The organism is Streptomyces sp. 8N114, from assembly GCF_052245835.1.
Classification (GTDB): Bacteria; Actinomycetota; Actinomycetes; order Streptomycetales; family Streptomycetaceae; genus Streptomyces.
In genome coordinates this window covers 57,579-70,334 of sequence record NZ_JBQQBT010000022.1, presented here as the reverse complement: position 1 = coordinate 70,334, position 12,756 = coordinate 57,579, and the positions used below count along the sequence as shown (strand labels likewise).

The 12,756-nt window shown below is 68.7% G+C and carries 10 protein-coding genes; 4 read left to right on the top strand and 6 right to left on the bottom strand.

All coding sequences use genetic code 11. The annotated features are described in order from the left end of the window. Window positions 1-115: 115 nt before the first annotated feature. Window positions 116-904 (bottom strand): GntR family transcriptional regulator, encoded by a 789-nt coding sequence (locus tag ACTWQF_RS30135; protein ID WP_443282907.1) that lies wholly within the window; start codon window positions 902-904, stop codon window positions 116-118. Between the two features lie 114 nt (window positions 905-1,018). Here ACTWQF_RS30135 and ACTWQF_RS30130 point away from each other — a divergent pair, with 114 nt between their 5' ends. The 3 genes from ACTWQF_RS30130 to ACTWQF_RS30120 are packed head-to-tail and all read left to right on the top strand — an operon-like array spanning window position 1,019 to window position 2,253. Next, on the top strand, window positions 1,019-1,426 hold the full coding sequence (locus tag ACTWQF_RS30130) for an NUDIX hydrolase (protein ID WP_443282934.1): 408 nt from the start codon (window positions 1,019-1,021) through the stop codon (window positions 1,424-1,426). A gap of 45 nt (window positions 1,427-1,471) precedes the next feature. After that, complete coding sequence (locus ACTWQF_RS30125; RefSeq protein ID WP_443282906.1) at window positions 1,472-1,936, top strand: ATP-binding protein; 465 nt, start codon at window positions 1,472-1,474, stop codon at window positions 1,934-1,936. Further along, a complete protein-coding gene (locus ACTWQF_RS30120) occupies window positions 1,933-2,253 on the top strand; it encodes a hypothetical protein (RefSeq protein ID WP_443282905.1) in 321 nt (106 codons plus the stop codon). The genes ACTWQF_RS30125 and ACTWQF_RS30120 overlap by 4 nt, the downstream gene beginning before the upstream one ends. A gap of 613 nt (window positions 2,254-2,866) precedes the next feature. Here ACTWQF_RS30120 and ACTWQF_RS30115 read toward each other — a convergent pair. The 3 genes from ACTWQF_RS30115 to ACTWQF_RS30105 form a co-directional block, all read right to left on the bottom strand. Next, window positions 2,867-3,271: a hypothetical protein gene (locus ACTWQF_RS30115; RefSeq protein WP_443282904.1), complete on the bottom strand. Its 405-nt coding sequence runs from the start codon at window positions 3,269-3,271 to the stop codon at window positions 2,867-2,869. Window positions 3,272-4,741: 1,470 nt separating this feature from the next. Continuing rightward, entirely contained in the window at window positions 4,742-5,437 is a 696-nt protein-coding gene (locus ACTWQF_RS30110) for a hypothetical protein (protein WP_443282903.1), read from the bottom strand. A gap of 300 nt (window positions 5,438-5,737) precedes the next feature. Further along, complete coding sequence (locus ACTWQF_RS30105) at window positions 5,738-9,466, bottom strand: nSTAND1 domain-containing NTPase (protein WP_443282902.1); 3,729 nt, start codon at window positions 9,464-9,466, stop codon at window positions 5,738-5,740. Window positions 9,467-9,709: 243 nt separating this feature from the next. On the opposite strand from ACTWQF_RS30105, the gene ACTWQF_RS30100 reads away from it, so the two are divergent. Further along, window positions 9,710-10,846, top strand: a complete 1,137-nt coding sequence (locus ACTWQF_RS30100; protein ID WP_443282901.1) for a hypothetical protein — start codon at window positions 9,710-9,712, stop codon at window positions 10,844-10,846. A gap of 126 nt (window positions 10,847-10,972) precedes the next feature. On the opposite strand, the gene ACTWQF_RS30095 is transcribed toward ACTWQF_RS30100, so the two are convergent. Together ACTWQF_RS30095 and ACTWQF_RS30090 are read right to left on the bottom strand one after the other, a co-directional pair. Continuing rightward, window positions 10,973-11,173, bottom strand: coding sequence for a hypothetical protein (locus tag ACTWQF_RS30095; RefSeq protein WP_443282900.1), 201 nt, complete (start codon window positions 11,171-11,173; stop codon window positions 10,973-10,975). A 358-nt stretch (window positions 11,174-11,531) separates the two neighbouring features. After that, the gene (locus tag ACTWQF_RS30090) at window positions 11,532-12,647 is read right to left on the bottom strand and encodes a hypothetical protein (RefSeq protein ID WP_443282899.1); all 1,116 of its coding nucleotides are present in this window, start codon (window positions 12,645-12,647) and stop codon (window positions 11,532-11,534) included. Window positions 12,648-12,756: the final 109 nt, after the last annotated feature.

The following is a 12,756-nucleotide window of genomic DNA, read 5'->3' as shown; positions in this document are numbered from 1 at the left end:
GTGCGAACCACTGTGCCACAACTCTTGCCCACTCGTCTATACGAGTATGCCTCTGGGTGTGTACGAGTCCGGAGAGATGACCCAGCGCCATGGTTGCCAGAGCCCCCAAGTAGCCTCAGTTGGCGGGGAGTTGGTAGGCCAGCACATAGGCGTCGGCGGCCATTACGGTGTCGCAGACCTCGACCGCTCGGCCCTCGGTGTCGTAGGCGGTGCGGATCAGGCTGATCACGGGCACCCCGGAGGACAGCCGCAGCGTCTTCACCTCGGCAGGGGAGGGCATCCGTGCGCGGACCTCTTCGTCAAAGTGGTCCAGGCGGTGCCCCAGCTCTTCCAGCCGGGCGTAGATGCCACCAGGGCCGGGGTTGGGTTCGGCGATCTGTGTACCGCGCGCCAGATCCAGAGGCAGGTACGAGACGGCGAACTCGACCGGCCGACCGTCCAGCAGATAGCGCCGACGCCGGGCGAGGACCTTACGGGCCGATCCGAGCCGCGCGGAGATGTCCGGGGTCGGCTTCTCTTCCCTCACCTCCAGGCTGTCCACCTCAGGCTTGCTCCCCACGGCTTCCGCCTCCACCGTGAACGCAGACTTCCCCTGATCACGATGACGCCGAGCGAACCGGTCGGAGGCCAGCCGCCGCACCGGGGGCCGTGGCCGGACGAAGACGCCCTTGCCGTGCTCGGAGGAGACCAGCCCTTCACTCTGGAGGATGGACAGTGCGTTGCGGACGGTCATCCGGGACACCCCGAAGTGCTCGACCAGCTCCGCTTCCGACGGCAGCTTGGCGCCCTCCTTGAAGCGGCCCTTGTCGATGGCTTCCCGGATCTGGTCGGCGATCTGCCGGAAGACCGCTCGGTCGCTGGTGGGGTCCAGCGCCCCGAGAATGCCGGAGGGAAGAGCCGCCATGGTGTGTACTCCTTTGGATATCTAGACGAGATGCTGAGTGCTGTTGCTACGGTGGAGAAGCCTAGCCATCTGAGGGGACCGAGGAACGTGAGTAGCGCAGAGCGCCCCCACTCCGTGAGCGTCGCAGGGGTCATCGTTGACGACGCGGGCCGAGCGCTGCTCATCCAGCGCCGCGACAACGGCCAGTGGGAGCCGCCCGGCGGCATCCTGGAGCCCGGGGAGACCATCCCCGACGCGCTCCAGCGCGAGGTCCTCGAAGAGACCGGGTTCAAGATCGCACTCCCGGCGACGCTGACCGGCGTCTACAAGAACATGACCGGCTTGATCGTCTCGATGGTCTTCCGCTGCGAGGCGGCCGACGGCTCCGCGACGACGGGCGAGGAGACCTACGCGCTTCGCTGGGCCACCCGCGAAGAGGTCACCCAGCTTGCCGACGAGGCATACGCGGTCCGCGTCCTGGATGCGCTCGACGGGGCATCCCCGCCGGCCGTCCGGGCGCACGACGGCGTGCGACTCATCTAGAACACTTCCACTACCCATAGCGGCCACCAGCATGGAGGAACTTGTATGCACGAGTATATGAGTGACTGGCGGATCTGGGAACTCACCTGCCCAGGACTCCCCGAAGAGATCGGCCGAGCCCGTCGCTGGACCCGCGATGTCCTCCGCGACAGCCCGGCCGCCGACGACGCCGCACTGATCGTGAGCGAGCTGGGCTCCAACGCGCTGATGCACTCGGCGAGCGGCAGCCCCAACGGCAGCTTCCACGTCTCCCTGCACCGCTCACTCGGAACCGTCGTCCTGGCGGTCACGGACACAGGTGGCAGTACGACGAAGCCTCACGTCGAGACGCCGGGCGAGGACGACACCAACGGCCGCGGTCTCGGCCTCGTGACAGCACTGGCCAGCCGTGTACGGGTCAGCGGAGACGACTACGGCCGGACGGTCACCGTCGAGATGGCTGACGAGCCTGACGAACCAGCTCTGCCAGGCGGACGCATGGCACTGCCCGCACGGAGGCCGACACCATGACCGCCCAACCGCTTCCGCCGAACTGGGTCTACTACTGCGAGTGCTACGTCAACGAACGCCGACTCGGCACCTACGACGCCTACAACCCCCGCGAAGCCCTGCGTTGGGTCCGCATCAGCCTCATGATGATCGCCGTCACGCTGGACGAAGAACCCTACCGAGAAGCCCGAGCATGGCTCGACCACGGCCAACCAGCAGCAGCCCGTGAACTCGAACAGGGAAAGCGGCACACCCTTACCCTCAAGCAGCGCACCACAGCAGCCACTTGGACGGTAAGCCCGATAGCCTGCCCACCAGCGCACGAGGCGCGTGCGTAACAACTTTCTCTACGACTTCAAGGCGGCCCGCTGACGCGGGCCGCGCGCGCTGGCGGCCCGGGGCCGCCGCCCGCTCCTGTCTCCGCCCCGCTCCGCGCCGACCCCGGGCCGCTCAGCGCGCAACCCGGAACATCAACCAGCCAGTCGCAGAAGCACGGCCCGCTTCATTCGATAAGGCTCGGTCATCGGTCGGACGCCCGCCAGCACGAGCACGACCAGGTGCACGACGCCGACAAGGCCCGTGGCGCGGCGCCCGGTCTCATCACGGTCTGCGGGCCGGTCGCGCCATCGCTGAGTGGTCGGCTGGGGGCTTCGCGGAGGCGTCTGCAGGTCAAAGATCAAAGACCATAAGCGTGGCTGATGTCGGTGGGTGGCTGAGGGGACCACGAGCTGGTGCTCGGCGTGTGTCCCGCCGTCGTGGCTGACTTTCTCCGCTTGAGGGGTCAGGCCCTCGAAGAGTCGGCACTGCGCGCCGGTGAGGAGCCCGTCCCCTTCCGTCGGCGGTCGGTAGTCCTCCGCTCTCTCGCGCCCAAGCAGCCAGTACTCAAAGCCGCTCGCTCGGCCGCGTGTATGCGCTCGGTCGACCGTCGTGGCGCGCCAGCCCGGACGCAGATCACAGGTGCTTACGAGCCAGCAAGGTGACTCGTTTCGCCTCGTCTGCAACCTTCAAAACCTCATTTCGCGCTGCCGAGTTTGACGGCATATAAGGCATCGACTTGCACATGAGGCACAGGTCCCATACAGCACGAGATAGCTCAGAGTTGCGGATCTTCATGCTCAGCTGCTCCAAGCGATCGTCGTGTCGTGCCTCGAACCACTCGATACCGTGGGCCGAGGGTTCGTGCGCCACTGCGATCTCGATTGCTGCACGCTCAACAGCAAACAGAGCATCGAACAACTCGGCCGGTGGTTTGTTGTTCGCTCGGTGTTGATTCCGAGCGGCCCAAAGCCCAGCAGGACCACCAATCGCGCCCACGATGCCCCCCGCAGCCGCGAGCCAATCGGTAACATCAGACACCTGTCCTCCCCAACTGAGGTGATTACAGGACAGGTTAACCAGCCAGTGCGGGGGACCTTGAGGCGCAGTAGCCCCTTAGCATTGACGCCTCACCGAGGCGGCCAGCCAAGGGGTGGAGCCAGTCGCACGGGCGTACAGCAACGCAGTACAGCAACCACAGCAACCAGTAGCATCCGGTAGCGTTCCTTTCGGGGCACCGCGCGACCGGTATGAACCCCACCGACCGACCTCTCCACAGCTGAGGCCCAAGTGGCACCTCGCGCCCGATCCGCCGGAAAGCCGCGGGGAAGACCGGGCGCCCACAGCGGACGCACAAAGGGAAAGCCCCCGTCCATCCACTGGGCGGGGGCCGTGGTCCTCTCCTCATGGCGGCGAAAGGCAGTGGGATTTGGCCCCACACATCGCTGCCACGACAGACCTTCGAGATCATTTAAAGATGAAGTCCGCGCACGCGACGATCGCTGACAGCACCCCAACCGCAACGCCCAGGGATGCGCTCACCTGCTGCCTATCCTGCATGAGTGCAGTACGCGGCCCCTGCGACTCCCCCTCTGCGCCACGAAGCGCCTTCAGTCCCTGCCACTTGTGCTCTCGGATCCAGCACCCTCGCAGAAGCCCCTGGGCGTTGTTCCGGCATCGCCCCTGTCGCCCCCTGGCGATACATCTGAGCGGAGCAGCCATCAAGAAGTAGAAGACCGACACGACGGCCACCAAGATGAATACCTGGGGCCCGATAACGTCCGCAGCCCAGGCCAGGATCCCGAGTACGAGGATCACCACGCCCCACTGCTTCTTTAAGAACGCACCAAGTCCTCCCATGCCTCGGACTGTAAGACTCAGCGGACCAGGACGATAGAGGGCATCGTGACATCCACGGCTGACATCAACGACGCCGAACACCAGCAACATCGGGCGGCCGTCAACGTCATGCAGGCGTCGCAGCAGCCAACCCACGAGGCCGCCCGATCAAACTCCTAAAGCAGGTGTCAGCCCACCTGGCCCGGCTCGAACGGGCTGGCCCCCTCCACAACGGGCCGGGGCTCCGGGCCTACAGCGTCCGGCCGACGCAGGCGGGACGATCGTAAGGCAACCCGGGCGTTCCCACATCGCGATTCTGCGCATGACTGCCGCACCAGATGCGCACCAGAACGACCGGTGATCAGCGGTCAACACCGGACATCGAGGCACCTCGCGGTGATCCAGTGAATCCGGCATCTGCCCAGCTCAGTCTCGCAATCAGCCGCACCCGCCCCGTGATTCCCAAGCTCAGAGCGCGGGTTCGATTCCCGTCGCCCGCTCCAATGCGAACCCCCAGGCCAGGCGGCCCGGGGGTTGTTTGTTGTCCGGACCGGTTCAGGCGTCTCGTGCCAGATCCGTGCCAGAAGGCGGTTCGCCGTCGTCGGTGTCGCTGGTTGTGGCCTTCTTCCGCTCGGCGCGCACCAGCCAGCCGGCCCGGCGGTGACCTCGCCGCTACCGGCGGGTGCCGGGGGTCGTCACCGCGCGGTCGTCGGGAGTGAGTTGCCGGGTCTCGTGCCCAAGCCACTGGGCGGGGCAGCGGCGGCGTACGGCCTCCTCCACGCGGATCGAGGCCCGGCTACGCCGGGAGGAACCGGGGGCGGTGGAGGAGGGGAGGACGAGTTGCAGGTACGGCCCCCGAAGCCCCTCCCGCGCGGGTTCGCCGCCGCGGTGGAAGTGGCGGAGTACCTGATGCCGGGCGTCCGGTGCCGCGTACGGGAAGACCTCCACGCGGTCGGTGAACCGCATCTTGCCCGCCGTGCCGAGCGGCCGCTCCAGCTTCGCGGTGCCTAGTCCGTGCATCTCCTCCCACGGCACCAAGGCCGCGCCGTCCTTCATCCACCACCACACCCCGTGCCCGTCGACACCGAAGCGGATACGGCCCTTGCGCAGAACACTCACCACGGTGCGCAGCAAGCCGTAGGCAACCCCGAGGAGCAGCAGGGCGATGACGCAGAGCACCACCCTGGAGGAGACCTCGCTGCCATCCGCGAAGACGAGCCGCAGCGCGGCGCAGCCGATCACCAGCGCCACGCAGGACATCACGACGGAGGGCACGATGCCCCGGCCTGTGATGTCGAACCACTCGGCGTCCTCGTCAGGGAGCGGACCCGCCCAGGAGGAGGGCCAGTTGTCATCGTCGTATCGCACACGCAGACGTTAACGTGCACACCAGCCTGCGAAGCGGGGGATTCCGCGACGCTCACGTAAAGGTCACCGCCCCTCGGATCACCGACTGACGACTCGAATCGACCTCCGTGATCGCTCGGAGAGCCGTGTGGCGCACGCGCGATACGCGGGGCGGGTGCTGAGAGGCCCGACCGCCCTCTGGCTTGGACGGTCTGTCGGTCCGCCAGATCGGTCTGGCGGAAGCCACGGTGGAGGGACTTGGCGCGTGCGCTACTGCTTCGTGGGTGCCCGGCTTCGCCGTGGCAGTTCGCGAGTTGGGTTTCAGCGGGGTACGCAGGTGTGGTGGTAGGGGGAGTCGGGCAGGAAGCGCCGCCATTCTTCGTGGGTGAGGTTGCGGTCGAGGGCGGCGCACAGCTGGGCTGTCACGCGCTGCGGGTCGGTGTCCCACAGGCGGGCCGTGGTGTCGTTGCTCGCGGTCGCGAGGGTGCGGCCGTCGGGGCTGAAGTCGAGCGCGGTGACGAGCTGGGTGTGGCCGGACAGAGTGGCCAGGATCTCGCGGTCATCGATGTCCCACAGGGTGACCGCGCTGTGCGCGCCGGCGGTGGCGAGCGTACGGCCGTCCGGGCTGAACGCGACGTCCATCGCGGGTCCCGTGCTGCCGGTCAGCGTGGCCTTCGGCTCGCGGTCGGCCACGTCCCACAGGATCACCCGCTCGTCCCGCCCCGAGGTGGCGAGCGTACGGCCGTCCGGGCTGAACGCGGCATCCGTGACCCAGCTCTTGTGTCTGCGGAGGGTCGCCGCGCGAGTGCGTTCCGCCACGTTCCAGAGGATGGTTCCGGTGTTGTGCGTACTGGCGAGCAGGCGGCCGTCCGGGCTGAAGGTCACGGCGTCGCTCCAGCGGGCTCCGCTGTCGAAAGTGGCCAGCCGGGTGTGGCGGCGGGCGTTCCAGAGTACGACCTTCCCGTCGATGCCCACCGTCGCGACCGTACGGCCGTCCGGGCTGAAGGCGACGCCCATGACGCGGCCCTTGTGGCCGGAGGTGAGCCGGACGGGGCGGGAGTCGCCCTTGGGATTCCGCAGGGTGAGTGTGGAGGTTCTGGGCCACCGGGGATCGCCGGTGGCTGCGGCGACGGTGTGCCCGTCGTGGCTGAACGCCACGGCGTGTACGGGCCCCCTGCCCCGGCCCAGCAGGGTGCTGCGGGTGCGCCGCCGGGTGTCCCACACGGCGAGCGTCGCATCGTCGCTGGCGGTGGCGAGTGATCTGCCGTCAGGGTCGAAGGCGACGTCGTTCAGCCGGGTGCGGTGTCCGGACAGCGGGATCTGCGACGGGTCCCACAGAATGACGCGCCCGCCCTCGTCGGCCGAGGCCAACTGATTGCGCTTCGGGTGGAACGCGAGCCCGTAGATGTTGCGGGTATGCCCCCTGAGGGTGGCTTTGCGGGCCCGGCGTCCGGTGTCCCAGAGCGTGACCGTGGTGTCGTTCCCGGCCGTGGCCAGGGTGTGCCCGTTCGGGCTGAACGCGAGGGCCCTGACCCGTTGGCTGCGCCCGCTGAGCACGCCGTCGCTCTCGCGGCGCCGCACGTCCCACAGCCGTACGGCGTTGTCCCGCCCGGCGGTGGCGAGGTGGTCGCCGTCCGGACTGAACGCCACCGTGTCGAGGGGTCCGGTGTGGCCCTTCAGGGTGGCGAGCCGCTTACCGGTAGCGGTGGACGGGCCCGCGGACCAGATGCGTACCGCGCCGTCGTTGCCGACCGCCGACACCGTACGGCCGTCCGGGCTGAAGGCCACCGCGTTGACCGGCCCTTCGGATTCCGTGAGCGTGTCACGCGAGGTGCGGTCCTCGACGTCCCACAGCCGTACGGTTCCGTCAGCGCCGCCGCTGGCCGCGCGGTGGCCGTCCGGGCTGAAGGCGACGCTTCTGACGGCCTCGTCGTGCCCGCGCAGGGTTGCCGCCTTCGCACGCTTTTCCACGTCCCATAGGACCAGGTCCCCGTTGTCGCCGCCGGTGGCCAGCAGCCGTCCGTCCGGGCTGAACGTCACCGCCTGAACCGGTGACTTCGTAGGCAGGGTGGCCATCGGCCGCCGGCTGCGGCGGTCGGGGTTCCACAGCCGTACCTCCTCCCCGCTCGCGGTGGCCAGGGCGCCGTCCCGGCTGAAGGCAACGCCGGTCAGCGCCTGCGGGTGCGCGACGATTTCCTTCCGGTAGGACCGATGCGCTGACATCGTCAACAGTGCGCCGCGCGCCTCGGGCGTGGGCGCCGTACGGTACGCCTCCACACTCAGCAGCATGGCCGTTCCGGGCTGGTGGTCGGCCAGTTGCATCGCCTGTGCGGCAAGTTGGCGGGAGACGGCGTCCCGCCGGGTGTCCGTTGCGCGCTGCCGCTGCTGCACCGCGATCAGACCGACGCCTGTGACCACGACCAACAGCACCGCGAGGCCGATCGTCAGGGCGCGCAGCCGACGGCCTCGCCGTACGGCGGCGCGCTGTTCCTCGTCCCGCGCCTCGATGCTCGCAGCGAGGAATGCGGCCTCACGCTCGGTCAGTTCGGCCTCGCGCCCGGTCTCCGCGAAGTGTTCCTCGGCCGTGGCCAGGCGGCTGCCCCGGTACAGCGCGCCGTGGTCGCGCGCCAGCGCCTCCCACTCGGCGGCGGCCCCGGTCAGCCGCCGGTGCACCAGCAGATGCTCGCGGTCCTCCTCGATCCAGCCGCGCAGCCGGGGCCAGGAGGTGATCAGCGCCTCGTGGGCGAGGTCCACGGTGCCGTCGTCGAGGCTGAGCAGCCGGGCGCGCGCGAGGCGATCCAGGACGGCGCCGACGACGCCCTCCTCCTCCCCGGGGCCGTGCTCCAGTTCCGTACGGCCGACGGTGCGCCGGGTGTCCTGGGCGCCTTCGCCGGGGGTGACCAGGAGCAGCAGGATCCGGCGCGCGCATGCGGCCTGCTCCGGCGGGAGCTGCCGGTAGACCTCCTCGGCGGTACGCGCGACGGCGCCGTGCAGGCCGCCCGCCGCCTCGTATCCGGCGACGCCCAGCCGTCCGCCGCTGCGGCGGTGCCACGTTTCCAGCAGCGCGTGGGACATCAGCGGAAGCGCGCCCGGTTCACCGCTGACCTCCTCCACGATCCGTGCGGTCAGGGCGCGTTCCACGGTCAGGCCAGCGGCCGTGGCCGGTCCGACGACGGCCTTCCGTAGTTCCTCCGGCGTCATCGGCCCGACCAGCAGGGTGGCATCGCGCAGCGCGTCGGCGAGCTCCCGGTGTCCGGCGCAGTGGCCGAAGAAATCGGCCCGTACGGCGAGGACGACCCGTAAGCGGCTTCCGGGCCGGCAGGCCGTCAGCAGCAGCCCGATGAACTCCGCCCGCTCCGCCGCGTCGTGGCACAGGGTGAAGATCTCTTCGAACTGGTCGATCACCACGACCGTGTCGCCGCCCGCCGGGTCCGGCGTCAGCAGCCGCGCATGGGTACGGGCGGGATGCGGGCCGGGTGCGAGGATCCGGATGGCGGCGGGCCGCTCCCCGGGCGCCGCCGTTTCGCGCAGTGCGGCGACGGGCCGCTCCCCCGGCGCCGCCGTTTCGCGCAGTGCGGGGATCAGTCCGGCGCGCAGCAACGAGGACTTCCCGCTGCCGGAGGGCCCGACGAGGGCCGTGAGCCGTTGTGCCCGTACCAACGCGATCAGGTCGGCGGTGAGTTGCTCCCGGCCGAAGAACCGCTCCCGGTCCTCCGGCTGAAAGCGCCGCAGCCCCGGGTAGGGCGGTACGGCGTCTTCGGCGGCGGGCCGCGGCTCGTCCCGCTGCGCCGCTTCCGCCTCGTGCCAGCGCCGCTCCCACTCCTCCGCGGCGCCGCCGCACGCGGCCACATACGCCAGGGCTACGGGCAGTGAGGGCAGTTTCCGACCGGCGGCGGCCTGCGCGAGCGTCGCCGTCGCATAGGGCACCCGCCGTGCCATTGCCCGATAGGTCGGCCCCCCGGCCTCTTGCCGCAGCTTGCGCAGCTCGTACGCGAACCGCTGCACCGGCCCCTCCGACGGATCCAGCGGATTCTCCGTCCGTCCCGGCATTGCCCCGTTCCCCCTTGCCCCTGGCGGCGGCCCCGTCCGCCACGCGATGCCCCTTTGTCTACCCCCCGAACTGGGCTTACAGACAATGCTCGGGGCAACGAGAGTCGGGATCAGCGAAGCGCGAGAAGCAAGAAGGTGGGACGAGGGACCACGGGGGACACGGGGGAGCGCTGCTGCCGGGTCGGGGGGCCCGGCAGCAGCACCTGTGACCGCCACCCAACGGCACAGAAGGGAAGGCAGACGATGCCGGTTTCATTTGCGCGTACGGCCGCGGTTCTGGGCGCCGCGGCGCTGCTGGCCACCTCACTGGGCGCACAGGGCAGGACTGCGCCGGCCGAGACCGCGTCGGCCACAACGCGGGCCGAGACCGCGCGGGCCGAGACCGGGCGGGCCGAGACCGGGCGGGCCGAGACCGCGTCGCCCCGGGCCGCGCAGCAAGGGCTGCCGGTGCTGGGGCACTTCCGTAACAACCACCCCGCGGATCGAGGGACGTGGGGGGACCGGATGCGTGCGGCGGAGGACCAGTACGGACCGTTCGCCGGACACTGGCGCAACTACCGTCCGCCGGGCGAAGAACCTCTCGACGACAAGCCGACGGGGGACGACGAGAGGTCCGCGCTCGCCGCCGGTAAGCAACTGCACCTTTCCTGGCGCCCCTACCCCGCCGGCCAGAACTGGGCCTATACGGCAAGCGGCGCCAACGCACAGAAGCTCCGCAACGTGATGCGACGACTGCAGGCCACCTGCGAGCAGCACGACACCTGTTCGGACATCTGGCTGTCCATCGCCCATGAACCGGAGCTGGACTTCCGGGAGAACTGCGGCGAGATCAAGCCCTGCGAGGGCTATCAGTACGCCGACTTCCGTGGGATGTGGAACCAGGTCGCGAAGGCCCGGAAAGCGGTGGGCGCGGACAAGGTGCGGCTGGTCTGGATCGTCCAGGGCTGGCGGAACGACAAGGACTTCCACGCGAATCTGTGGCCCGGAAACGACAAGGTGGACATCGTGGGCCAGGACCCGTACATCGCGCAGGGCACCCCGGCCGCCGAACTGGGCAAACGCATGGTCCAACGGAAGCGATGGTTCGAGGACTGGTCGGACGAGAAGCACGACTACGCGTCGAAGCCGCACATCTTCGCCGAGTACGGGTGCGATCTGGAGGGCCGCGGGAACGCGCAGCATCGCGCGGACTGCATCGACAGCGTGCGGGGCAGCCTCCCGCAGATCGCGGACCACGACGACCCCGGCGAGATCCGCGTGGTGGAAATGGCGTTCTTCGACGCGCGGACCAGCAGGCTCGAGGACGCCGAGTCCTCACCCGACGTCAAGGCTTACCACGCGCTGAAGGACGCCACCGAAGGCCGAGCCGATCAGCATTAGCGGCTGATCGTCAGCGCGAATAAACGGAGGGCGAGTGGTCCCGCCCTCCGTTTATTCGCTGTCTCATCTTGTTCGCGTCTCCTCGCAATTTCTGGCGCGCCCGAACGGGACCTTGAGGAGGAGCCGTCAAGCTGCTACGGCCAGGTGTATGACCGCCGCTGCAGGAATCATCCACGGGTTCGGCCCGTCGCCACCGACACCGCTCTGTTCAATCTCCCTCGCACCATCCTTCTTCTTCAAGAAGGTGAGGAGTTGAGTGGTAGCCGCGATAAGAGCACCGAGGCCGCCGAAGAAAGTACCCAAGGCTGTAAGAAGTTCGAGGAACATCGCGCTCGCCTCCCCGCGCACGGGCCGGGCGCGCTCTCTGCGATTCACTCTGACAGGAATTGAATTCCTGGGGCGGAGAAGATGAAGGATCCGGCCCTTCCAGCAGCTTCCCGCCACTTACGGCTCACGCTTCCCCGTCGGGGACTCTTGGTGGCCCAGTCACGCATATGAATCAGCACGGCACTCCTCCTCTCCTTCTCCGTAGAATTGTGAGAGCGGTCTTACTTTAGCGGCCTGGCACCCCTCCGGTACAGAGCCAATCCGGTCCAGCGTCATGATTCGGCCACGCTCCGCGGGCCGCGCCGGGGACGTGGCCCGACAGGCTCCCGGGCTGCCCCAGGTGACGATCCACCGGCTGTCAGTCCCCCTGGTTGGCGGGTTTTGGCGGTGGAGGGCGGGTGGGGGTTGACGAGCCGCTTGCGGCGGCGAGGACGTTTCTGGCCTGGGTGTCGACGAGCCGCGTGAAGATCTGCTGGGCGTAACCGAAGATGATGGCCCAGGAGATGATCTGCGCGGAGGAATCAAGCGCGGTCAGCCCGGGGACGAATCCGCCGCGCATCAGGAGTAGTCCGAGTACGGCGGTCAGCGCACCCATGGGAAGCTTCAGCAGGGCAAGGGCGAAGGGCACGTTGTACGGTTCCGCGGTTCCGCCGATACGCCTGATGGTGGCGGCTGCCGCAATTCCGGCGGCCACCAGCCCGACGAATTCGACGGCCAAATAGTCCGCGGGGGCGGTCGTTGTCGCAAGGCTCGCGTCGACGCGTTTCGCCTTCGCGTCCGGGGACGATCTCGTCGGGCAGACGACGTGGTACTCGTCGCCGCCTGAAACCCGGTCGGGCGAGAAGCACAGCGGGACGGTGTCGTCGAAGAACCATCCCAGGACGGCCACCAGCACCACACCGACCGCCAGGCCCCCCGCGACCCAGCGCACGATGTTGACGAAACTGCGGACACGCAGCGTCTTCTGGATGCGGACGTGCCGGGCCACGCTTACCGCGTCCAGGAGCGACTCCCGCTCGGACTCCGTGATTTTCGCGGGGGACCGGGAGATTCTCTCGACGGCGACACGGCGGGGGTCCTCGGCGGGCAGTGCCTCGCGTACCGACGCCAGCACTCCCGGCATCATCGACACGATCTCTTCGGGGTCGGAAAGGCGCAGCAAGAGATTGTGCGCGGTGTCGACATGGATCTGCCCCACCGCAATATGCGAGGCGGCTCTTTTTCTCTTGTGCGCATGGGACAGCACGCTGCGGGCGCGGTTCAGCTCGTCCTTCGCCTTGTCGAGCAGGTCGTTCCGGTCCTTGCCGTGCGTACGCCACCGGTCTTCGAGGAGGGCCTGGAGTTCGTTGGTACGCGCGAGGAGGACCTGGCGAAGTTCCCACGGGCCGTACTCCCTCGCCGGGATCCTTTTCCCGTTCTCGTTGTCAGCGTTCTCTTCCGGCCCGGGCAAGGGGGGACTGCTGTCGCTGCTCATGCCGCTGATCCTTACGACTGCTACGGCTGAACGGCGGTCCGCGAGGGCCGCTTGCTCCGGGTACTTCAGGCGAAAGAGGTACTGGTCTTGGGCCTTGAGGGCGATGTCT

Coding starts and splice junctions, on each gene's coding strand:
- ACTWQF_RS30100 (WP_443282901.1), top strand. CDS start 9,710: ATGCCGGTTTCATTTGCGCGTACGGCCGCGGTTCTGGGCGCCGCGGCG.
- ACTWQF_RS30120 (WP_443282905.1), top strand. CDS start 1,933: ATGACCGCCCAACCGCTTCCGCCGAACTGGGTCTACTACTGCGAGTGC.
- ACTWQF_RS30135 (WP_443282907.1), bottom strand. CDS start 904: ATGGCGGCTCTTCCCTCCGGCATTCTCGGGGCGCTGGACCCCACCAGC.
- ACTWQF_RS30095 (WP_443282900.1), bottom strand. CDS start 11,173: ATGTTCCTCGAACTTCTTACAGCCTTGGGTACTTTCTTCGGCGGCCTC.
- ACTWQF_RS30105 (WP_443282902.1), bottom strand. CDS start 9,466: ATGCCGGGACGGACGGAGAATCCGCTGGATCCGTCGGAGGGGCCGGTG.
- ACTWQF_RS30125 (WP_443282906.1), top strand. CDS start 1,472: ATGCACGAGTATATGAGTGACTGGCGGATCTGGGAACTCACCTGCCCA.
- ACTWQF_RS30090 (WP_443282899.1), bottom strand. CDS start 12,647: ATGAGCAGCGACAGCAGTCCCCCCTTGCCCGGGCCGGAAGAGAACGCT.